20 protein-coding genes are annotated in these 20,149 nt (G+C 70.5%); 8 read left to right on the forward strand and 12 right to left on the reverse strand.

Annotated features, from left to right (window positions below):
• Positions 1-176: 176 nt before the first annotated feature.
• The 3 genes from folB (at position 177) to AB0C82_RS30295 (ending at position 1,699) form a co-directional block, all read left to right on the forward strand.
• On the forward strand, positions 177-536 hold the full coding sequence (gene folB / locus AB0C82_RS30285; protein ID WP_362848105.1) for a dihydroneopterin aldolase: 360 nt from the start codon (positions 177-179) through the stop codon (positions 534-536).
• Positions 533-1,144 (forward strand): 2-amino-4-hydroxy-6-hydroxymethyldihydropteridine diphosphokinase, encoded by a 612-nt coding sequence (folK, locus tag AB0C82_RS30290; RefSeq protein WP_362848107.1) that lies wholly within the window; start codon positions 533-535, stop codon positions 1,142-1,144. Before folB ends, folK begins: the two co-directional genes overlap by 4 nt.
• A 69-nt stretch (positions 1,145-1,213) precedes the next feature.
• Positions 1,214-1,699: a DUF3180 domain-containing protein gene (locus AB0C82_RS30295; protein WP_362848109.1), complete on the forward strand. Its 486-nt coding sequence runs from the start codon at positions 1,214-1,216 to the stop codon at positions 1,697-1,699.
• 18 nt (positions 1,700-1,717) lie between these two features.
• Here AB0C82_RS30295 and folE read toward each other — a convergent pair whose 3' ends face one another.
• The 6 genes from folE to dacB all read right to left on the reverse strand — a co-directional run bounded on the left by folE (position 1,718) and on the right by dacB (position 9,270).
• Positions 1,718-2,323: a GTP cyclohydrolase I FolE gene (gene folE, locus AB0C82_RS30300; RefSeq protein WP_362848112.1), complete on the reverse strand. Its 606-nt coding sequence runs from the start codon at positions 2,321-2,323 to the stop codon at positions 1,718-1,720.
• Between the two features lie 157 nt (positions 2,324-2,480).
• Positions 2,481-4,526 carry an ATP-dependent zinc metalloprotease FtsH gene (gene ftsH, locus AB0C82_RS30305; RefSeq protein ID WP_362848115.1) on the reverse strand — a complete coding sequence of 682 codons (2,046 nt, stop codon included), beginning with the start codon at positions 4,524-4,526 and terminating at the stop codon, positions 2,481-2,483.
• 219 nt (positions 4,527-4,745) lie between these two features.
• On the reverse strand, positions 4,746-5,285 hold the full coding sequence (hpt, locus tag AB0C82_RS30310; protein WP_030593143.1) for a hypoxanthine phosphoribosyltransferase: 540 nt from the start codon (positions 5,283-5,285) through the stop codon (positions 4,746-4,748).
• Between the two features lie 84 nt (positions 5,286-5,369).
• On the reverse strand, positions 5,370-6,458 hold the full coding sequence (tilS, locus tag AB0C82_RS30315; RefSeq protein ID WP_362848118.1) for a tRNA lysidine(34) synthetase TilS: 1,089 nt from the start codon (positions 6,456-6,458) through the stop codon (positions 5,370-5,372).
• 189 nt (positions 6,459-6,647) lie between these two features.
• Positions 6,648-7,778 (reverse strand): zinc-dependent metalloprotease, encoded by a 1,131-nt coding sequence (locus AB0C82_RS30320; RefSeq protein WP_362848121.1) that lies wholly within the window; start codon positions 7,776-7,778, stop codon positions 6,648-6,650.
• 49 nt (positions 7,779-7,827) lie between these two features.
• Positions 7,828-9,270, reverse strand: a complete 1,443-nt coding sequence (dacB, locus tag AB0C82_RS30325) for a D-alanyl-D-alanine carboxypeptidase/D-alanyl-D-alanine-endopeptidase (protein ID WP_362848579.1) — start codon at positions 9,268-9,270, stop codon at positions 7,828-7,830.
• A 128-nt stretch (positions 9,271-9,398) separates the two neighbouring features.
• Between dacB and AB0C82_RS30330 the strand changes: the two genes are divergently transcribed.
• Both AB0C82_RS30330 and AB0C82_RS30335 read left to right on the forward strand, forming a co-directional pair.
• Positions 9,399-9,893, forward strand: a complete 495-nt coding sequence (locus tag AB0C82_RS30330) for an inorganic diphosphatase (RefSeq protein WP_014155500.1) — start codon at positions 9,399-9,401, stop codon at positions 9,891-9,893.
• Positions 9,894-10,070: 177 nt separating this feature from the next.
• Positions 10,071-11,762 (forward strand): threonine/serine exporter family protein, encoded by a 1,692-nt coding sequence (locus tag AB0C82_RS30335; protein WP_362848124.1) that lies wholly within the window; start codon positions 10,071-10,073, stop codon positions 11,760-11,762.
• 86 nt (positions 11,763-11,848) lie between these two features.
• Here the strand turns inward: AB0C82_RS30335 and AB0C82_RS30340 are convergent, their stop codons facing one another.
• The gene (locus AB0C82_RS30340) at positions 11,849-12,616 is read right to left on the reverse strand and encodes a VTT domain-containing protein (protein WP_362848127.1); all 768 of its coding nucleotides are present in this window, start codon (positions 12,614-12,616) and stop codon (positions 11,849-11,851) included.
• A 147-nt stretch (positions 12,617-12,763) separates the two neighbouring features.
• Between AB0C82_RS30340 and AB0C82_RS30345 the strand changes: the two genes are divergently transcribed.
• Positions 12,764-13,129 carry a YbjQ family protein gene (locus AB0C82_RS30345; RefSeq protein ID WP_362848130.1) on the forward strand — a complete coding sequence of 122 codons (366 nt, stop codon included), beginning with the start codon at positions 12,764-12,766 and terminating at the stop codon, positions 13,127-13,129.
• 41 nt (positions 13,130-13,170) lie between these two features.
• Here AB0C82_RS30345 and AB0C82_RS30350 read toward each other — a convergent pair whose 3' ends face one another.
• Positions 13,171-13,929 (reverse strand): MerR family transcriptional regulator, encoded by a 759-nt coding sequence (locus AB0C82_RS30350; protein ID WP_362848133.1) that lies wholly within the window; start codon positions 13,927-13,929, stop codon positions 13,171-13,173.
• A 137-nt stretch (positions 13,930-14,066) separates the two neighbouring features.
• Between AB0C82_RS30350 and AB0C82_RS30355 the strand changes: the two genes are divergently transcribed.
• Positions 14,067-15,347, forward strand: coding sequence for an ion channel protein (locus AB0C82_RS30355; RefSeq protein ID WP_362848136.1), 1,281 nt, complete (start codon positions 14,067-14,069; stop codon positions 15,345-15,347).
• Between the two features lie 141 nt (positions 15,348-15,488).
• The gene (locus AB0C82_RS30360; protein WP_362848138.1) at positions 15,489-16,916 is read left to right on the forward strand and encodes a glutamate decarboxylase; all 1,428 of its coding nucleotides are present in this window, start codon (positions 15,489-15,491) and stop codon (positions 16,914-16,916) included.
• A 55-nt stretch (positions 16,917-16,971) separates the two neighbouring features.
• On the opposite strand, the gene AB0C82_RS30365 is transcribed toward AB0C82_RS30360, so the two are convergent.
• The 4 genes from AB0C82_RS30365 to AB0C82_RS30380 form a co-directional block, all read right to left on the reverse strand.
• A complete protein-coding gene (locus AB0C82_RS30365) occupies positions 16,972-17,805 on the reverse strand; it encodes an ABC transporter permease (RefSeq protein ID WP_362848141.1) in 834 nt (277 codons plus the stop codon).
• Positions 17,802-18,749, reverse strand: coding sequence for an ATP-binding cassette domain-containing protein (locus AB0C82_RS30370; protein WP_362848144.1), 948 nt, complete (start codon positions 18,747-18,749; stop codon positions 17,802-17,804). Before AB0C82_RS30370 ends, AB0C82_RS30365 begins: the two co-directional genes overlap by 4 nt.
• 79 nt (positions 18,750-18,828) lie before the next feature.
• Entirely contained in the window at positions 18,829-19,470 is a 642-nt protein-coding gene (locus tag AB0C82_RS30375; RefSeq protein ID WP_362848146.1) for a PadR family transcriptional regulator, read from the reverse strand.
• Positions 19,471-19,500: 30 nt separating this feature from the next.
• Entirely contained in the window at positions 19,501-20,064 is a 564-nt protein-coding gene (locus AB0C82_RS30380; RefSeq protein WP_362848149.1) for a DinB family protein, read from the reverse strand.
• Positions 20,065-20,149 lie beyond the last annotated feature (85 nt).

Genomic DNA, 20,149 nt, shown 5'->3' on the forward strand with positions numbered 1-20,149 from the left:
TCATATGAGGTTCGGTTCGCAGGCTCTGGGGTAGGGGCGGCTACCAGCCCGCAGTGGCCTGTCGGAAGCCCCGCGAGCGGGCGCTGTCGGTGCTCGCGGGTAGATTCGAAAGACGGCACTTCGCCGCCCGCACGCAGCCGGGTGCCCCAAGACCAACGACAGCAGGAGTGATTCGCGTGGATCGTGTCGCGCTGCGCGGCCTCAAGGCCCGTGGGCACCATGGTGTGTTCCCCAAGGAGCGGGAGGAAGGTCAGACGTTCATCGTCGACCTGGTGCTCGGTCTGGACACCCGCCCCGCGGCGGCCTCCGACGATCTGACGAAGACCGTGCACTACGGCGTGGTCGCGGAAGAGGTCGTCGACGTGGTCAAGGGCGAACCGGTCGATCTGATCGAGACCCTCGCGGAACGCATCGCCCAGCAGTGCCTCAGGCACCAGGGCGTCCAGGAGGTCGAGGTGGTCGTCCACAAGCCGGACGCCCCCATCACCGTCCCCTTCGACGACGTGACCATCACCATCACCCGGAGCCGAGCATGACTGCATTTTCCACCGAGGGGCAGAGCGACCCGACCGTACAGCCGGTTCCCGCCGCCGTCGTCGAGCAGGTGGATGCCGCGGACATGACCCTTTCCAACCCCAAACGGGCCGTACTCTCCCTGGGCTCCAACCTCGGCAACCGCCTGGAGACGCTCCAGGGCGCCATCGACGCCCTGGAGGACACCCCGGGCCTCCGGGTCAAGGCGGTCTCCCCGGTGTACGAGACGGAGCCCTGGGGCGTCGCTCCCGGTTCGCAGCCCTCGTACTTCAACGCGGTGGTCGTCGTGAAGACGACACTGCCCCCCTCCTCTCTGCTGGAGCGCGGCCAGGCCATCGAGGAAGCCTTCGACCGGGTCCGCGAGGAGCGCTGGGGTCCGCGCACCATCGACGTCGACATCGTCGCGTACGCCGACGTGGTCTCCGACGACCCGCAGCTCACGCTGCCCCACCCCCGCGCCCGTGAGCGGGCCTTCGTGCTCGCTCCCTGGCACGACGTCGATCCCGACGCCGAGCTGCCGGGCGCCGGTACGGTCGCCGACCTGCTCACCGGCATCGGCGATGCGGGCGTACTCCCCCGGGCCGACCTGGAACTTCGTCTGCCCGAGTAGTCGTTAGGCTCGACGAACACGCATCACAGGTACTCCACGGACACCCGGCGGCGAAGGGCGGCTCTCTCGGTGAAGCAACTACGGCTCGGTGTACTGGCCGGACTCTTCGCCGCCGCCGGCGTGCTGTCCTGGGGCGCGGCCCGGCTCTGGGACTCCCTGGGGACCCTGCCGGCCGTCCCCCTCGCCGCCCCGGTGGTTCTCGGCGCCATCGCCGTGATCCTGCTCGCGACGGCGCTCTCCATCCGGACCCGGCTGCGGGCCCAGCGGGAACGGCGGCCGGGTGCCAAGGGGGTCGAGCCGCTGATGGCGGCCCGCGCGGTCGTTTTCGGACAGGCCAGCGCCCTCGTCGCAGCCATCGTCGCCGGAATGTACGGGGGCACGGGCGCCTTCCTGCTCGCCTCCCTGGACATCCCGCCCCGCCGCGAGCAGGCCATCTACGCCGGCTTCGCGGTCCTGGCGGGCATCGCGGTCATCGCCGCCGCCCTGTTCCTGGAGCGCGTCTGCAAACTGCCCGAGGACAAGGACGACGGCGACCGGAGCGCGGCGTCCGCCTAGGCGGACGCCCTCCGGGCGTCAGCGGGCCATGATGAGGCTCATGGCCTCGGCGCGTGTCGCGGGGTCGCGGAGCTGGCCACGGACCGCCGAGGTGATCGTCTTGGCACCCGGCTTGCGGATCCCCCGCATCGACATGCACATGTGCTCGCACTCGATCACGACGATGACCCCCCGCGGCTCCAGGATCTCCATCAGCGCCTCGGCGACCTGCGTGGTCAGCCGCTCCTGGACCTGCGGACGGCGCGCGTAGACGTCGACCAGGCGGGCCAGCTTGGACAGCCCGGTGATCTTGCCGGTGGTCGCCGGGATGTATCCGACGTGCGCGACACCCCTGAACGGCACCAGGTGGTGCTCACACGTGCTGAACACCTCGATGTCCTTCACCAGCACGAGCTCGTCGTGGCCGAGATCGAACGTCGTCGTCAGGACGTCCTCGGGCTCCTGGTACAGCCCGGCGAATATCTCCTTGTACGCACGCGCCACCCGTCCCGGCGTCTCGCGCAGGCCTTCGCGGTCCGGGTCCTCCCCGACCGCGATGAGCAGTTCGCGTACGGCGGCCTCGGCCCGCTTCTCGTCGAACTCGCCGATCGTGCCCTCGCCGTTCAGCGTCACCGGGTCGGTCATCTGTCCTCGTTCCTCGTGCTGTCACGTGCGCGTGCTCGCGCAAACCTCGCAGGCATACGAAAAGCCGCGCCCCCACAGGCTAAAACCTGGGGGACGCGGCATCCATTCCGGGCCTGGTGGGAGGCCCGTGACGGGCCCCACCGGTGTCGGTACGGGACTAGCTCTCCGGACGCTCCTCCGGGATCGACTCCGTTGCCGGGGCGATGTCCTTCGGGGCGATCTCCGCCGGGGCGGCCGAACCGTTGGCGGTGGTGATGCCGTTGGTGAGGGCCAGCTCCTTGGGAGAGAGGACCGGCGGCCGCGTCGACGGCGTGCGCCGCGAGGAGCCGGTCCAGGCCGGGCGGGCGGGACGCTTGACGATCGGAGCGAAGATCTCGGCGATCTGCTCCTTGCCGAGCGTCTCCTTCTCGAGGAGTTCGAGGACCAGGGCGTCGAGGATGTCGCGGTTCTCGACGAGGATCTCCCAGGCCTCGTTGTGCGCGGTCTCGATGAGCTTCTTGACTTCTTCGTCGACCAGCGCGGCGACCTCTTCCGAGTAGTCGCGCTGGTGGCCCATCTCACGGCCCACGAACGGCTCGGTGTTGTCTCCACCGAACTTGATCGCGCCGAGCCGCTCCGTCATGCCGTACTGCGTGACCATCGCGCGGGCCGTGGCACTGGCCTTCTCGATGTCGTTCGCAGCGCCGGTGGTCGGGTCGTGGAAGACCAGCTCCTCGGCCGCGCGCCCGCCCAGCATGTACGCGAGCTGGTCGAGCATCTCGTTGCGCGTCGTGGAGTACTTGTCCTCCTCCGGGAGCACCATCGTGTAACCGAGGGCGCGGCCGCGGGAGAGGATCGTGATCTTGTGGACCGGGTCCGACTGGGGAGAAGCCGCCGCGACCAGGGCGTGTCCGCCCTCGTGGTATGCGGTGATCTTCTTTTCCTTCTCGGACATGATCCGGGTCCGCTTCTGCGGACCCGCCACGACGCGGTCGATGGCCTCGTCGAGCATGGCGTTGTCGATCAGCGTCTTGTTGCTGCGCGCCGTGAGGAGCGCGGCCTCGTTCAGCACGTTCGCCAGATCGGCACCGGTGAAGCCGGGGGTACGGCGGGCGACGGCGTTGAGATCGACGTCGTCGGTTACCGGCTTGCCCTTCTTGTGCACCTTGAGGATTTCGAGACGGCCCAGCATGTCCGGACGGTCGACCGCGATCTGCCGGTCGAAGCGTCCCGGGCGCAGCAGCGCCGGGTCGAGGATGTCCGGCCGGTTCGTGGCGGCGATCAGGATGACGCCGCCCTTCACGTCGAAGCCGTCCATCTCGACGAGCAGCTGGTTGAGGGTCTGCTCGCGCTCGTCGTGACCGCCGCCCATTCCGGCACCGCGGTGCCGGCCTACTGCGTCGATCTCGTCGACGAAGACGATCGCCGGGGCGTTCGCCTTGGCCTGCTCGAAGAGGTCACGCACTCGGGAGGCACCGACACCGACGAACATCTCGACGAAGTCGGAACCGGAGATCGAGTAGAACGGGACTCCCGCCTCGCCGGCGACGGCGCGGGCCAGCAGCGTCTTGCCCGTACCGGGAGGCCCGTACAGCAGGACACCCTTGGGGATCTTGGCGCCGACGGCCTGGAACTTCGCCGGCTCCTGGAGGAACTCCTTGATCTCGTGGAGTTCCTCGACAGCCTCGTCCGACCCCGCCACGTCGGCGAACGTCGTCTTCGGCGTGTCCTTGGTGATCAGCTTCGCCTTGGACTTGCCGAACTGCATGACCTTGGAACCGCCGCCCTGCATCTGATTCATCAGAAACAGGAAGACGACCACGATCAGAACGAACGGCAGCAGCGAGAGGAGGATCGAGACGAACGGGGACTGCTTCGACGGCGAGACGGTGTAACCCTTCTCGATGTCACCGTTCTCGAACTTCTGCTGCAGGGTGTCCGCCAGCTCGACGCCCTGGTTGCCGATGTAGCTTGCCTGGAACTTGCTGCCGGACTCGCCTTCGAGCTTCTGGCCGTCCTTCAGCTCAATCTTGAGAATCTGCTCGTCACCAGTGGTGAGCTTGGCCTGCTCCACCTGGTTCTTACTGATCGCCTGGATCACTTCGCCGGTGTCTACCGTCTTGTAGCCGCCCGACGAGCCGACGACCTGCATCAACACGACCACGGCGAGGACGGCCAGCACGATCCACATGACCGGCCCACGGAAGTATCGCTTCACGTCCATCCATACGGAGCGAAGTCGCCCCGTCCCTCCTGCCCGTAGGTAAATGCTGCTGTGAGAAAAGACTGTTCTTCGGACGGTACCCCAGCATTGTCACCCGCGACTGCCGGGGACGTCTGACAAATCCCGCCTTCGAAGCTCCAACGGCGGGAAGCCGGTGAGGGTTCCCCGCCGCCCGTCCCGGTTGGGCGGGCGGCCGGGCAGGGCGGGCGGCCGGTGCCGTCAGCCCCCGTAGACGTGCGGCGCGAGCGTGCCGACGAAGGGGAGGTTGCGGTACTTCTCCGCGTAGTCCAGCCCGTAGCCGACGACGAACTCGTTGGGGATGTCGAAGCCGATCCACTTCACGTCGATGGCGACCTTTGCGGCATCCGGCTTGCGCAGCAGGGTGCAGACCTCGAGCGACGCGGGTTCGCGCGAGCCGAGGTTGGAAAGCAGCCAGGAGAGCGTCAGGCCGGAGTCGATGATGTCCTCGACGATCAGGACGTGCTTGCCCTTGATGTCGGTGTCCAGGTCCTTGAGGATGCGGACGACCCCGGAGGACTGGGTGCCGGCGCCGTACGAGGAGACGGCCATCCAGTCCATGGTGACGGGGGTGGACAGGGCGCGTGCCAGGTCCGCCATGACCATCACCGCGCCCTTGAGGACGCCGACGAGGAGCAGGTCCTTGCCCGCGTACTCCGCGTCGATCTTCGCGGCCAGCTCGACGAGCTTCGCGTCGATCTCTTCCTTGGTGAGGAGCACCGACTGAAGGTCGGTACCCATGTCCTTCTCGTTCACCCGCGTCTCTTTCTTAGCCCGCCGGTCCCGGAGTCGTGCCCCGGGCCGGTGGGCCGTTTCGCCTGCACTTCAGCCGCTTGCGCTACAGCTCTGCCGAATGACCAGTCTGCCACCCTGCCGCTGGGCTTCGACGCGGCCCGGCAGGTTGATGGCGCGCTGGCCGCGCCATCCGGTGATGAGACGGTCGACTTCCTCGATATGACGGGCGAACAGCGACCCGGCGGGGGCGCCGGCCTCGATCAGGGCCCGGCGCAGCACCCTGCGGCGCACCGCGGGCGGCAGGACGTGGAGCTTGGCGCACTCCAGCTGCCCCGCGTCGTCGCGTACGGAACGGTCCGCCTCGGCGGCCCAGGTGTCGAGGGCGTCGGCGTCGTCGCGGGAGAGCTGGGCCGTACGGGCGAGGGCTTCGACGACACCCTTGCCGAGGGCCTTCTCCAGAGCGGGCAGCCCTTCGTGGCGGAGCCGGGAGCGGGTGTAGGCCGGGTCGATGTTGTGCGGGTCGTCCCAGACGGGCAGCGACTGGACGAGACACGCCTTGCGGGCGGTCTGCCGGTCGAGCTGGAGGAAGGGGCGGCGGTAGCGACCGGCGGGGCCTGAGGCGGCGGCCATCCCGGAGAGCGAGCGGATGCCGGAGCCGCGGGCAAGGCCGAGCAGGACGGTTTCCGCCTGGTCGTCACGGGTGTGGCCGAGCAGGACCGCCGCGGCGCCGTGGCGCTCGGCCGCCGCGTCCAGGGCCGCGTAGCGCGCGTCGCGGGCGGCGGCTTCGGGGCCGCCCTCCCGTCCCACGCTGACGGAGACCGCTTCGACCGGGTCGAGCTCCATCGCGCCGAGCCGGGTGACGACCTCGGCGGCGCGCAGGGCCGACCCCGGCTGGAGGTTGTGGTCGACGGTGATTCCGCCGGCGCGGACGGCGAGTTTGCGGGACTCGAAGGCGAGGGCGGAGGCGAGCGCCATGGAATCGGCGCCGCCTGAACACGCCACCAGCACGAGTGGGGTGTCGGGTCGTTCGGGAAGTGTGGCGCGCTGCCTGCCGACGCCGGCTTCGGCGAACTCGGCACGGCCGGTCTTGTCGGTGTGTCGGTCGTATTCGGTGAGTACGTCGTGGAGTACGCGGCGAACCGCCAGGCGTATCGCCGCGACCGCAGGATGGGGACCCATGTCCGGTGCCCTTCGTGAAGGATTTTCGGGGGGTGCCTCGAAGGGACAGAACGTGAGTCCCGTCACTCAGAGTGCGTCGATGGTGACAGAGCCAAGCTGTTCATCGAGCATTGCACGCCTTCCCATGCCCCTATGGTCCCTCGGATGGGTGATTGAAGGGCCATTCTTCGGCCTGCGGGCGGGGCAAGATCACGACTCTGGCTTACGGTGCACCCTCGCGACCCAGTCCGCCGGTGCGGCGATCTCGGCCTTGGTCGGGAGGGTGTTGGGCGAGGTCCAGACCCGGTTGAACCCGTCCATACCGACTTCACGGACCACGGCGCTGACGAACCGCTCCCCGTCCCGGTACTGACGGAGCTTCGCGTCGAGCCCCAGGAGCTTGCGCAGCGCCTGGTCCAGGCGGCTCGCGCCGCGGGCCCTGCGCTGCTGGAACTTCTCGCGGATCTCGGCCACCGAGCCGACGACCTCGGGACCCACGCCGTCCATCACGAAGTCCGCGTGTCCTTCGAGCAGGGACATCACCGCGGTCAGGCGGCCGAGAATCTCGCGCTGGGCGGGGGTCTGGACGAGTTCGACGAGGCTGCGGCCCTCGCCCTCCTCACCCTCGGGACGACTCGCGCCCGAGAGCGTCTGGGCCGCCTCGCGCAGCCGCTCCACGACGGTCATCGGGTCGACGTCCGTCTCCTCGAGGAACGACTGGATCTCGCCCTTCAGGTGGTCGCGGAGCCATGGCACGCCGGTGAACTGGGTGCGGTGGGTCTCCTCGTGGAGTGCCACCCAGAGCCGGAAGTCGTGCGGTTCGACGTCGAGTTCGCGCTCGACGTGGACGATGTTCGGGGCGACGAGCAGGAGTCGGCCGCCGCCCTTGGCCGAGGCGGGGAGTTCACGCGTGGCGGGGGCGAACGTCTCGTACTGCCCCAGCACTCGGGAGGCCAGGAACGACAGGAGCATGCCCAGCTCCACGCCGGTCACCTTGCCGCCGACCGCGCCGAGCACCGCGCCGCCGGCGCCACCGGGGCGCCGGTCCTCCATCTTGCCCAGCAGGGGGCGCAGCAGTTCGCGGAAGCCGGCGACGTTGGCCCTGATCCAGCCTGCCCGGTCCACGACGAGGACCGGGGTGTCCTCCGGCTCGTGCCCGTCCGGGATCATCCGGGTGAAGGAACGGACGTGCTCCTCCGAGGCCTTGGCGTGCCGCCGGAGCTCCGCGACGACGGCGCGGGCCTCCTCGCGGCTGATCTCGGGCCCCGGCCGTACGAGCCGGGTCGCGGTCGCCACCGCGAGATTCCAGTCGACCATCTCGGCACCACCGATGCTCGTCATGCGTCAACCGTACGTGAGGGTGTCGCCCGGTGGTGTGGTGTTGGGCCGCTCACCGGGAGCCGTCGACGAGAGCGGTGGCCAGGGTGTCGAGCGCGGACTGGGCTTCGGACGGGGATGTCGTGCCGGTGGCCAGGAAGGCGAAGGCCAGGAGCCTGCCCCGCGTGTCGACGACCGTTCCGGCGAGTGTGTTCACCCCGGTGAGCGTGCCGGTCTTGGCGCGGATCAGGCCGGTGCCCCGGGACTTCTCGGTGTAGCGGCCCTTCAGGGTGCCGCTGAATCCGGCGACCGGGAGGCCGGTGAGGACGGAGCGGAGCTCGGGGTGGGCGGGATCCGCCGCCCGCGCCAGCAGGCCGGCGAGCAGGGCGGCCGTCACCCGGTCGTCGCGGTCGAGTCCGCTGCCGTCGGCGAGGTCGGCGCCGGCCGTGGGCACGCCCAGCTTCTTCAGCTGTGCGGTGACGGCCCGTCGGCCGCCCGCGAAGTCGGCCCGCTCGCCCGTCGCCAGGGCGGTCTCGCGGACGAGGGCCTCGGCGATGTCGTTGTCGCTGTTGGTCAGGGCCCGCTCGACGAGCGCCGACAGGGGCTTCGAGCGGTGGGTGGCGACGGTCCGGGACCTGGCCGGGGCGCGGCGGTGGGCGGGGGCGGCCTCGGTGGCGATCCCGGCCTTGTCGAGCAGGGCGGCGAAGGCGCGTGCGGCGTCCCCCGCCGGGTCGGCGGTCCGCGGGGCGGGCCCGTGGGTGGAGCCGTCGAGCCGCCCTTCGTCGATCATCAGGGCGCTGACGGGCGCGATGTTCTCGTTGGGGCCGATCGGGTGCAGCGGGGGCCCGGTGTAGCGGGAGGTGTCGTAGGTGAGCTCGACCGTGCTGATCTCCTGCTTGCGCACCGCGTCCGCCGCGTCGGCGGCGAGACGGCGCAGGGCGGCCTTGTCGAGGGTGGGGTCGCCGCCGCCGACGAGCGTGAGGGTCCGCGAGTCCGCGGACGCCCGGACGGTCGTGGCGATGCGGTGGTCGGGGCCGAGGGCGCCGAGCGCGGCGACGGTCGTGGCGATCTTCACCGTGGACGCGGGCGTCATGGGGGTGCCGGTGCCCTGTCCGTACAACTGCTTCCCGGTGGCCGTGTCGATGACCGCGCCGGTGGGGCGGGTCCCGAGGGCGGGGCCGTTCAGGAGGGGGCCGAGGGCGGCGGCGAGGGCGGCGGCGTCCTCGGGGACCGTACGGGTGACGGGGCCGCCCAGTGCGGTGAGTACGGCGGGGGCGCTGGGCGCCGGTCGCGGCGCGTCGGGGGTTCCCGGCTCGTGATGTGCGCCACCTGTGCGTTCCCCGGCGACCACCCGGTCCCGCTCGGCCTTACGCTGACCGGAGTCCCAGGGACCGGCGGCGACGACGGCGCCGGTGGCGACGAGCAGCCCGAGCACCACGGAGCCTGCTACGAACTGCCGACTGCCCGGCCCGATCAGCCGTTTCCGGTTCTTCGGGTCTTTCAGCCTGTCCCACATGTTCGACGGACGGATCGACGGTCTTTCCACCGGCTCGGCCACCGTTGACCAGCCCCTTTCGCGAGCACCCATCTGCGTGGGGGACACTTAATCACCAGTCGTATGTGTTGATCATGGAGGAGCCACTCGTGGAGTTCGACGTCGTTATCGAGATCCCTAAGGGTTCGCGGAACAAGTACGAGGTGGACCACGAGACCGGTCGGATCCGCCTGGACCGTCGACTCTTCACCTCGACCAGCTACCCGGCCGACTACGGCTTCGTCGAGAACACCCTCGGCGAGGACGGCGACCCGCTGGACGCGCTGGTCATCCTGGAGGAGCCGACCTTCCCCGGCTGCCTCATCAAGTGCCGCGCCATCGGCATGTTCCGCATGACGGACGAGGCCGGCGGCGACGACAAGCTGCTGTGCGTCCCGGCGTCCGACCCCCGCGTGGAGCACCTGCGCGACATCCACCACGTGTCGGAGTTCGACCGCCTGGAGATCCAGCACTTCTTCGAGGTCTACAAGGACCTGGAGCCCGGCAAGTCCGTCGAGGGTGCCGACTGGGTCGGCCGCACCGAGGCCGAGGCCGAGATCGAGGCGTCCTACAAGCGCCTTGAGGCGCAGGGCGGCGCGCACTGACGTAACACCCCGGTTCCCGTCCGGGCCTGACGGTCCGGGCGGGGCGGCGTACGGGCGGCACACCATCACCGGTGTGCCGCCCGTTTCGCGTACCGGGTCATGTCCGTGCACATACTGGGCACGAGACAGAGCCCTGGGCGCAGCCGAGGAAGCGCAGCCGATGAAGAGCGAGGTCGAGTGGTGGCGGAACAGGGCGGTCCTGAGGACCAGAAGCCCCAGTCCGACGAGGCACGCAGCGCCTTCGCGCCACCCGCGGGCGTGGACAAGCCCGCCGCGCACGGCGAGGACGACCATCCCACGTCGGAGTTCGCCCTTCCGCCGGGTCTGCACACGGATCCCTCGGCGCCGGGGGCGGGCACAGGTGGGGGTTCGGGCTCGGACACGCTGACGTCCGCCTTCGTGCCGCCGCGCGCGTACAGCGCCCAGCACGCGCCGCCCGCCTTCACCCCGGCGCACGGCAGCCCGATGATCCGGCTGACCAAGGAAGCCCCCTGGCAGGACCGGATGCGCACGATGCTGCGGATGCCGGTGACCGAGCGGCCCGCGCCCGAGAGCATCCAGAAGACCGACGACACCGGGCCGGCCGTACCCCGAGTGCTCGACCTGACGCTGCGTATCGGGGAGCTGCTCCTCGCTGGTGGCGAGGGTGCCGAGGACGTCGAGGCGGCCATGTTCGCGGTGACGCGTTCGTACGGCCTCGACCGGTGCGAGCCGACGGTCACGTTCACGCTGCTGTCCATCTCGCACCAGCCGTCGCTGGTGGACGACCCGGTGACGGCGAGCAGGACCGTACGCCGCCGCGGCACGGACTACACCCGGCTGGCCGCGGTGTTCCGGCTGGTCGACGACATCACGACGGAGGACGTCGAGGTCTCGCTGGAGGACGCCTACGGGCGGCTCGCGGAGATCCGCCGTAACCGGCACCCGTACGCCGGCTGGGTGCTGACGTGCGCGGCCGGTCTGCTGGCCGGTGCGGCGTCGGTGCTGGTCGGCGGTGGCGCGCTGGTCTTCATCGTGGCGGCGGCCGGCGCGATGCTCGGCGACCGGCTGGCGTGGCTCTGCGCGGGGCGCGGGCTGCCGGAGTTCTACCAGTTCCTCGTCGCGGCGATGCCGCCCGCGGCCATGGGCGTCCTGCTGACGCTGACCCATTCCACGGACATCCGCCCGTCCGCGGTGATCACCGGTGGGCTCTTCGCGCTGCTGCCGGGGCGGGCTCTGGTGGCGGGGGTGCAGGACGGCCTCACCGGCTACTACATCACCGCCGCCGCCCGGCTGCTGGAGGTCATGTACTTCTTCATCGGCATCGTCACCGGGGTGCTGCTGATCCTCTATCTGGGCGTCCAGCTGGGGGTCGGCCTGAACCCCGAGGCACGCTTCGTGGCCGTCGACCGGCCCGTGATCCAGATCCTGGCCTCGATGGCGCTGAGCCTGGCCTTCGCCGTCCTGCTCCAGCAGGAGCGCTCCACCGTCCTCATGGTCACCCTGAACGGCGGCGTGGCCTGGATCATCTACGGGGCCATGGCCCGCACGGGCGAGATCTCCCCGGTCGCGGCGACGGCGGTGGCGGCCGGGCTCGTGGGGCTCTTCGGCCAGCTGTTCTCCCGCTACCGGTACACCTCGTCGCTGCCGTTCATCACGGCGGCGATCGGACCGCTGCTGCCGGGCTCGGCGACGTACTTCGGTCTGCTGGGCGTGGCCCAGGGGGAGCTGGACGCGGGTCTCGCCTCCCTGTCGACCGCGGTGGCGACGGCGCTGGCCATCGCGATCGGGGTGAACCTGGGAAGCGAGATCTCCCGGCTGTTCATGCGGGTGCCGGGCGCCGTCGGAGGCGCGGGCCGCCGCGCGGCCAAGCGGACGCGCGGCTTCTAAGGGCTGTCACCCGCCCTCCGGCGCCGGGACATCTCCGGGGCCCGGGTCCGGCGGACCGGATCCGGCGGCCCCGTACGCCCGGCGGGTCAGCGCTTGGCGTGCCGGCCGCGCTGGCCCGAGGGCGGGCTGCCGCCGTCGGAGTGCCCGGGGCCGCCGGAGTTACCCGGGCCGCCCGGGTAGCCGGGACCGCCGCCGGGCTGCCCTTGGTCGTCCTGGCCGCGTGCGGCTTCCTTCTTCGACTTGCCACGGGCCCGCAGGAACTCGATGGCGATCGGCAGCACCGAGATCAGCACGATCAGGATGAGGATCATCTCGATGTGCGCGTGCACGAAGTCGATCTTGCCGAGCATGGCGCCGAGGACGGTGACGCCGACGCCCCAGAGGATGCCGCCGACGATGTTGTACGTGATGAACGAGCGGTAGTTCATCCGGCTCACACCGGCGATGATCGGCGTGAACGTGCGCACCACCGGCACGAAACGGGCCAGGACCAGGGACTTCGGGCCGTACTTCTCGAAGAAGTCGTGGGCCTTCTCGACGTTCTCCTGCTTGAAGAGACGGGAGTCGGGGCGCGTGAAGAGGGCCGGGCCCACCTTCCGGCCGAAGAGGTAGCCGACCTGGTCACCGATGATCGCGGCCAGCGCGACCAGGGTGCAGACCAGCCACAGCGGGGTCGTCAGCTTCCCCGTCGTCACCAGCAGACCCGTGGTGAACAGCAGGGAGTCACCGGGCAGGAAGAAGCCGATCAGCAGACCGGACTCGGCGAAGACGATGGCGAGGACGCCGATCAGACCGAACTGGTTGATCAGATAATCCGGGTCCAGCCAGCTCGGGCCGAGCGCAAGCGTATTCAAGGGTCCGGGCTCCAGGATCGATCGATGGCGGCTGCGTGGCCGCCCCAAGCTATCAACGCTGCGGAGCGCCTCCGGGTTCCAACGGCGTACGCGAAAATGCACGGGGTGCGAACCGGGGCAAAGCTGTCCCCAGGAGGTGCCACCACCATGGGCATTGAGGATTACGGCGGGGGACAGACGGCTCACGCCGATGTGCTCATCGTCACGACGAACGACGTTCCCGGCCATCAGGTGACACAGGTCATCGGCGAGGTCTTCGGGCTGACGGTCCGCTCGCGCCACCTGGGCAGCCAGATCGGCGCCGGGCTGAAGTCGATGATCGGCGGAGAACTGAAAGGGCTGACGAAGACCCTGGTCGAGACCCGCAACCAGGCGATGGAGCGGCTCGTCGAGCAGGCGAGGGCCCGCGGAGCCAACGCGGTGCTGATGATGCGGTTCGACGTGTCCGAGGCGGCCGACGTGGGGACAGAGGTCTGCGCGTACGGGACGGCCGCGGTGATCAGCAAGCTGTGAGCGGTACGGGGGCGGGCGCCCCGCCCCCGTAACGGCGGGTCCTACGCCCGGCGCTCCGCGTTGGCGTCGATCGCGTCCCGCAGGTGTTCGGCCAGACCCGGCCTCATCGACTCGTAGGAGGCGCGGAACCGCGGGTCGGAGACGTACATCTCGCCCAGTCCGCGGTGGATCGTGGGCGTGCAGTCGTAGAACCACGTGGTGATGTGCTGCCGGTGGTCCTCGGCCAGGTCCATGGCCCGCTCGCCGGTGGCGGGCTCGCCCGCCGCCATCAGCGCGCTGTAGCGCTCGCCCCAGTCGGCGGCCTCCGCCCGCATCCGCTTCCAGTCGTCCTTGGTGTAGCGGGCGACCCGGCGCCGCGACTCGGCGTAGGCGTCGGTGCCGCCCCATCGGCGCTCCGACTCCTCCGCGTACTCCTCCGGGTCCTTGCCCCCGAAGACCTCGAACTTCTCCTCGGGTGTGAGGTTGATGCCCATCTTCTTCGCCTCCATGGCTGTTTCGACGGCGGCCGCCATCCTGCTCAGTGCGGCGATCCGGCCGGAGAGCAGCGCGTGCTGCCGGCGCAGGTGCTCCTGCGGGTCCGCCTCCGGGTCGTCGAGCAGGACCGCGATGTCGTCGAGCGGGAAGCCGAGCTCCCGGTAGAACAGGATCCGCTGCAGCCGGTCGAGGTCGTCGTCGTCGTAACGGCGGTGTCCCGCGTGGCTGCGCGCGCTGGGTGACAGCAGGCCGATTCCGTCGTAGTGGTGCAGTGTGCGCACCGTGATCCCGGCGAACTCGGCGACCTGGCCCACGGAGTGGTGCACGGCTCCCCGCTCCCTTCTGTTGCTCGGTACGCCCCTCAGCCTGGGGCCTGACGTCACGTGAGGTGCAAGGCGGAAATCCCGCGACCCTCGGACACACCGCGAGGGGTATGCGGCTTTTACGCCGTTATGGTGACCCGGTGGCCACCGAATCACCTTCCCCCGCACCCGCCGCACCCTCGCCGGCCCTCCGGCTGCTGACGGCCATCGTGCCCGCGCTCGCCGTGGGAGTCGCCTCCGCGCTCGTACTGCTGGGCGTCAGCCTGCTCGCGGAGGAGCTCCAGGACGTGCTCTGGGAGACCCTTCCCGACGCGCTCGGGGTGGGCGGGTACTCCTCGCTGTGGATGATCGTCATGCTCACCGCGACCGGCCTCGCGGTCGGCCTGGTGGTCCGCACCGTGCACGGACACGCGGGGCCCGACCCGGCCACCACCGGGCTGGTGGACACCCCGATGGCGCCCGGCGTGCTCCCCGGCCTGCTCCTGGTGACCACGCTGTCGCTGGCCGGCGGGGTGAGCCTCGGGCCCGAGAACCCGATCACGGCCGCGAACATCGCGCTGGCCTACTGGCTCGGCCGCCGCGCGCTGCCCGGGGCACCCGCCGAGATGTGGATCTTCCTCGCGGCGGCCGGCACCGTAGGCGCCCTGTTCGGCACCCCCATTGCCGCAGCGCTGATCCTCACCGAGAACATCGCATCCCGCCCGGGCCCCGGGGCGCTCTGGGACCGGCTCTTCGCCCCGCTCGCGGCGGGCGCGGCGGGCTCGCTCACCATGACACTGACCGCCAACCCGAGCTTCGACCTCTCGCTGCCCGCGTACACGAACCCGGCCTGGAGCGACCTGCTCTCCTCGGTCGTGATCGCCTCCGCGGGCGCGCTGCTCGGACTTCTGGCGGTGTACGCGTTCCCGGTGGCCCACCGGCTGTTCGAGGCACTGCGGTACCCGGTGCTCGCGATGACGCTCGGCGGGCTGCTGCTCGGCCTCCTGGGGGCGCTGGGCGGCCACCTCACCCTTTTCAAGGGGCTCGATGAGGTGAAAGTGCTCGCCGCGCATCCCGGCGACTGGACGGCCGGGGAGTTCGCCGTCATGGCGGTGGTCAAGACGGCGGCGCTGGTCGTCGCCGCGACCTGCGGCTTCCGGGGCGGCCGGATCTTCCCCGCCGTCTTCGTCGGCGTCGCGCTCGGGCTCTGCGCGAACGCCCTGGTCGGCTCCGTACCGCCCGCGCTCGCCGTGTCCTGCGCGGTGCTCGGCGTCCTGCTCGCCGTGACCCGGCAGGGCTGGCTGAGCCTGTTCACCGCGGCCGTCCTGGTCAGCGACACGGCCGTACTGCCCATGCTCTGCATCGCCTCGCTGCCGGCCTGGCTGCTGGTGACGGGGCGCCCGCAGATGCAGTTGCGCGAGGACGGCACACCGCTGAAGTGACGGACGGGCGGATCCGGAAACGCCCGCCCGGCGCGCCGATTGAGGCAAATATCCGTATCGTCCCATTCGGGCGGTCTCGTCCGGTCGGCATCCCGTCCGGCGCAGACCCCGACCGCCGAGAGCCGAGAGGGGCTGCCGCCGATGCCGCTTCACAAAGGTGCCCACGGGCACGAGGACGAACCCCCGGAGGAGCGGCGCAGGCTGGCCCTCAACCCGTTCCTCGGTGAGGCGGATCCCACCGCGGGGATGACCTCGGCGCCGCCCAGGCACCGGCTGCCGGACGGCCCGCTCCCGCCGTCCACGGCGTACGGGCTCGTGCACGACGAGCTGATGCTCGACGGCAACGCCCGGCTGAACCTCGCCACGTTCGTCACCACCTGGATGGAACCGCAGGCCGGGGTCCTGATGGGTGAGTGCCGCGACAAGAACATGATCGACAAGGACGAGTACCCGCGCACGGCCGAGCTGGAGCGGCGCTGTGTGTCGATGCTCGCCGACCTGTGGCACGCGCCGGATCCGGCGGCTGCCGTGGGCTGTTCGACGACGGGTTCCAGCGAGGCCTGCATGCTGGCCGGGATGGCGCTGAAACGGCGCTGGGCCGCCCGGAACGCCGACCGCTACCCGTCCACCGCACGGCCCAATCTGGTGATGGGCGTCAACGTGCAGGTCTGCTGGGACAAGTTCTGCACGTTCTGGGAGGTGGAGGCCCGCCAGGTCCCGATGGAGGGCGGCCGCTTCCACCTCGACCCGCAGGCCGCCGCGGACCTGTGCGACGAGAACACGATCGGGGTGGTCGGGATCCTCGGCTCCACGTTCGACGGTTCGTACGAGCCCATCGCGGAGCTGTGCGCGGCGCTGGACCGGCTGCAGGAGCGCACCGGCCTGGACATCCCCGTCCATGTGGACGGGGCGTCCGGGGCGATGGTGGCGCCGTTCCTCGACGAGGACCTGGTGTGGGACTTCCGGCTCCCCCGCGTCTCGTCGATCAACACCTCCGGGCACAAGTACGGGCTGGTGTACCCCGGGGTGGGCTGGGCGTTGTGGCGTACGGCCGCGGAGCTGCCCGAGGAGCTGGTCTTCCGGGTCAACTACCTGGGCGGCGACATGCCCACGTTCGCGCTGAACTTCTCCCGGCCCGGTGCGCAGGTGGTGGCGCAGTACTACACGTTCCTGCGGCTGGGGCGCGAGGGTTACCGGGCCGTGCAGCAGGCCTCGCGGGACGTGGCGCGAGGGCTGGCGACCGAGATCGAGAGCCTGGGCGACTTCCAGCTCCTGACCCGGGGCGACGAGTTGCCGGTGTTCGCGTTCACGACGGCGCCGGACGTGACGGCGTACGACGTGTTCGACGTGTCACGGCGGCTGCGGGAGTCCGGGTGGCTTGTGCCGGCGTACACCTTCCCGGCCAACCGGGAGGATCTGTCGGTGCTCCGGGTGGTGTGCCGCAACGGGTTCTCGTCGGATCTCGCCGAGTTGCTGATGGAGGACCTGAACCGGGTACTGCCCGACCTGCGGGCGCAGTCCCGGCCGATGAGCCGGGACCCGGGGGCCGTCACGGCCTTCCACCACTGAGGGCCGGACGCGGCCGGACCGGGTGGGCGGTCCGGCCGGCCGCGGGGGCGTGGCCCTACTTGTCGAGGTTCCTGAAGCGGGTCACCGCCAGGGGAAGGAACAGCGCCGCCAGCGCCAGGGGCCAGACCAGCGCCAGGAGTCCCGCGTGGTCCGATGCCCAGCTGCCGCCCGCCGCACCGGGGTTGCCGAACAGGTCGCGGACCGCCGTGGCCGTGGCGGACATCGGGTTCCATTCCACGACCGCGCCCAGCCAGCCGGGCATCGACTCCGGGGTCGCGAAGACGTTGGAGAGGAAGCCGACCGGCCAGACCAGGATCTGTACCGCCTGCACCATCTCCGGCCTGCCCGCCACCATCGCCAGCTGGATGCCCACCCACAGCATCGCGAACCGGAGCAGCAGCAGGAGGCCGATCGCGCCGAGCGCGGCCGCCGGGCCGTTGTGCCAGCGCCAGCCGATCGCGTACCCCACGCCCATCATCACGGCGAGCCCCGCCACCGACTGGAGCATGTCCGCGACGCTCCGGCCGACCAGGACCGTGCCGGAGACCATCGGCATCGAGCGGAAGCGGTCGATGACACCCTTGCCGAGGTCCTGGGTGACGGCGAGCATCGTCCCCTCCAGGCCGAAGGCCATGGTGAGCGCGAGCATCCCCGGCACCAGGAACTCGGTGGTGTCGCCGTCCACTCCCTGGCCCCCGCCGACCAGGTAGTTGAACATCAGGAGCAGCATCACCGGGAAGACCAGGCCGACCACCACCTGCACCGGCTGCCGTGCCCAGTGCGAGAGTTCGCGCCGGGTCATCGTCCAGGAGTCGGCCAGCGCCCAGCCGACGCGGCCCCGGGCCGTGCTCTCCTTCGCCACCGTCACCGTCGCCGTACCCGCGCTCATGCCGCCGCCTCCGTGTCGTGTGCCGTCTGTTCCGTGAGGGAGAGGAACACCTCGTCGAGGGTCGGGCGCCGGACCGCGATGTCCTCGGCCTCGATGCCCGCGTCCTCCAGTGCCCGCACCGTCCGGGTCAGTGCCGCGATCCGGTCCGGGGCCGGTGCGTTGAGCAGCCGCCGGTCCTGGTCCACGGCCACGCCGTCCCCGAGGAGCCGCGCCGCCTCCCCGAGCCGGGCCGCGTCCCGCAGGACCACGACGATCCGGTCGCCGCCCACCATCGCCTTGAGCTCGTCCGCCGTCCCGTCCGCGACAGCCCTCCCCCGGTCGATCACCGAGATGCGGTCGGCCAGCTGGTCCGCCTCTTCCAGGTACTGCGTGGTCAGCAGGACGGTCGTACCGCCGCCGACCAGGGAGCGCACCGCGCCCCACACCTCGGCCCTGCCGCGGGGGTCCAGGCCGGTGGTGGGTTCGTCCAGGAACAGCACCTCCGGGTCGGTGATCAGCGAGGCGGCCAGATCGAGCCGCCGTCGCATCCCTCCGCTGTACTGCCTGACCGGCTTGCGGCCGGTGTCGGCGAGCCCGAACCGCTCCAGCAGCGCGTCCGCCCTGAGGCCCGCCCGGCGTGCGCCGAGGTGGTACAGCCGGCCGAACATCTCCAGGTTCTGCCGGCCGCCCAGCTCCTCGTCCACCGCCGCGTTCTGCCCCAGCAGGCCGATCCGCCGCCGGACCCCGCGCGCGTCGGCGCGCACATCGAGCCCCGCCACCTCGGCGCGGCCCTCGTCGTGCCTGAGCAGCGTCGACAGGATGCGTACGGCCGTGGTCTTGCCCGCCCCGTTGGGTCCCAGTACGCCGTGCACGGTGCCGCGCCGGACGGCCAGGTCCAGCCCGTCCAGCGCCCGCTTGTCCCCGTACCGCTTGTGAACGCCTTCTACGACGATCGCGTCGGTCACGCTCTTCACCCGTCCTTATGTAGTCAAATTTGACTAGCCGGAGGAAGGTAACCCACCGGGATCCATTCGTCAAACTTGATTAGTGGTCGTCCCCGGGGTCGGGGAGGCCCGTGGCATAGGGGTTCTCGTCACCCTCGCCGAGCACCCCGACGAAGGGTTCCCCCTCGCCCGCGAAGGTGTACGCGCCCCCCTCGATCCGGTCGATCAGGCCGCGTGTCCACTCGGCACCGGAGTCCGCCGAGTGCACCCACAGGCGCATGATCTCGCCGATGTGACCGAGCACTTCCGGGCCGTCCTCGGGGACGTAGTGCTCGGTCACCGCGGTCCGCCACGCCTCGATGGCCGCGACCCGCTGCCGCAGCAGCGCGACCGCCTCGGAGCGCTCCAGGTCGACGATGAAGCCGATGGCCGCCGAGAGCACGTCCATCTTCTGGTCGTACGAGGTGATCGCCTCGCGCAGCAGGTCCCGGAACTCCCGCGTGCCCTCCGCTGTGATCTCGTACTCGGTGCGCGGTGGGCCCCCGGCCGTGGACGGCGCCACTTCGTGCGCGATCAGCAGGTCCTGCTTCGCCATCTGCTTGAGAGCGTGGTAGATCGATCCGGGTTTCGCGTTGGACCACTCGTGCGCGCCCCAGTACTCCAGGTCGTTGCGGACCTGATAGCCGTGCGCGCGGCCGTGCTGACGCACGGCGCCGAGGACGAGCAGCCGGATCGCGGACATTCCCACACTCTTTCCGATCAGTGTTTCTATTCAATTTTGACTAGGGGCATCCTCAGCGTAGCCCGCGTCCAGAGCGACCAGTTCGAAGGCCGTCCTGCCGTCGAGGCTCTCCCTGATGATGTCCGCATGACCGGTGTGCCTGCCGATCTCCTCCACGAGGTGCAGCAGCAGCCAGCGCATCGAGACCCGGCCGTCCTTCGGGAACCAGGGCGCCTCGGGGAGCGGGAAGGTGTCGTCCATGCTGTCCACCGAGGCGATGAACTCCTCCGTCTCCGCCGCGACGTCCGCCCAGAAGGCGAGGACCTCCGGGACCGACTCGCCCTCGACCAGCCGGAAGCTGTCGGCCCAGGTCTCCTGGGTGCGCGCCTTCTCGTTCGGCCGCCCCTGCGCCATCCGGAGCCAGTTCAGCTCGGTCTCGGCCACATGCTTGAGCAGCCCGGAGAGGGAGAGCCCGCTGGCGCTCGGACGGCTCGCGGCCTGCTCCTCGGACAGACCGATGACCGAGCGGCGGAGGGCGCCGCGCTGCGCCTCCACGAAGGACAGGAGGGCGCCGCGCTCGTCGCCGTGCGCCTCGGAGGGGACGTGAGTGACCATGGTGACCGCCTTGGGATCCGTGCCGACGTCTTCTTCCTGACACCGGCCACGTTACGAACCCTTGCGGTCACCTACTGTCCTCGAC

The organism is Streptomyces sp. NPDC048560 (assembly GCF_040650955.1).
Classification (GTDB): Bacteria; Actinomycetota; Actinomycetes; order Streptomycetales; family Streptomycetaceae; genus Streptomyces.

What these genes read in the sequence shown, in the direction of transcription:
- ftsH (WP_362848115.1), bottom strand. Translation starts at nt 4,526, where the DNA reads ATGGACGTGAAGCGATACTTCCGTGGGCCGGTCATGTGGATCGTGCTG.
- AB0C82_RS30360 (WP_362848138.1), top strand. Translation starts at nt 15,489, where the DNA reads ATGCCGCTTCACAAAGGTGCCCACGGGCACGAGGACGAACCCCCGGAG.
- AB0C82_RS30365 (WP_362848141.1), bottom strand. Translation starts at nt 17,805, where the DNA reads ATGAGCGCGGGTACGGCGACGGTGACGGTGGCGAAGGAGAGCACGGCC.
- tilS (WP_362848118.1), bottom strand. Translation starts at nt 6,458, where the DNA reads ATGGGTCCCCATCCTGCGGTCGCGGCGATACGCCTGGCGGTTCGCCGC.
- AB0C82_RS30375 (WP_362848146.1), bottom strand. Translation starts at nt 19,470, where the DNA reads ATGTCCGCGATCCGGCTGCTCGTCCTCGGCGCCGTGCGTCAGCACGGC.
- AB0C82_RS30380 (WP_362848149.1), bottom strand. Translation starts at nt 20,064, where the DNA reads ATGGTCACTCACGTCCCCTCCGAGGCGCACGGCGACGAGCGCGGCGCC.
- AB0C82_RS30345 (WP_362848130.1), top strand. Translation starts at nt 12,764, where the DNA reads ATGGGCATTGAGGATTACGGCGGGGGACAGACGGCTCACGCCGATGTG.
- dacB (WP_362848579.1), bottom strand. Translation starts at nt 9,270, where the DNA reads ATGTGGGACAGGCTGAAAGACCCGAAGAACCGGAAACGGCTGATCGGG.
- hpt (WP_030593143.1), bottom strand. Translation starts at nt 5,285, where the DNA reads ATGGGTACCGACCTTCAGTCGGTGCTCCTCACCAAGGAAGAGATCGAC.
- folK (WP_362848107.1), top strand. Translation starts at nt 533, where the DNA reads ATGACTGCATTTTCCACCGAGGGGCAGAGCGACCCGACCGTACAGCCG.
- folE (WP_362848112.1), bottom strand. Translation starts at nt 2,323, where the DNA reads ATGACCGACCCGGTGACGCTGAACGGCGAGGGCACGATCGGCGAGTTC.
- AB0C82_RS30320 (WP_362848121.1), bottom strand. Translation starts at nt 7,778, where the DNA reads ATGACGAGCATCGGTGGTGCCGAGATGGTCGACTGGAATCTCGCGGTG.